The 239-nt window shown below is 56.5% G+C and carries 1 rRNA gene; it reads left to right on the top strand.

Annotation, left to right across the window (positions count from 1 at the left end):
• Nucleotides 1-239 (top strand): 16S ribosomal RNA (locus KZZ07_RS27385); the annotation flags it as partial.

The raw sequence follows: 239 nt of genomic DNA, 5'->3' as shown, positions 1-239 counted from the left end.
CGCGGTAATACGAAGGGGGCTAGCGTTGCTCGGAATCACTGGGCGTAAAGGGCGCGTAGGCGGCGTTTTAAGTCGGGGGTGAAAGCCTGTGGCTCAACCACAGAATGGCCTTCGATACTGGGACGCTTGAGTATGGTAGAGGTTGGTGGAACTGCGAGTGTAGAGGTGAAATTCGTAGATATTCGCAAGAACACCGGTGGCGAAGGCGGCCAACTGGACCATTACTGACGCTGAGGCGC

This window comes from Mameliella sp. CS4 (assembly GCF_019392335.1).
Classification (GTDB): Bacteria; Pseudomonadota; Alphaproteobacteria; order Rhodobacterales; family Rhodobacteraceae; genus Antarctobacter.
The sequence above is the reverse complement of the archived record's forward strand: the minus strand, read 5'-3'. Positions and strand labels throughout refer to the sequence as shown.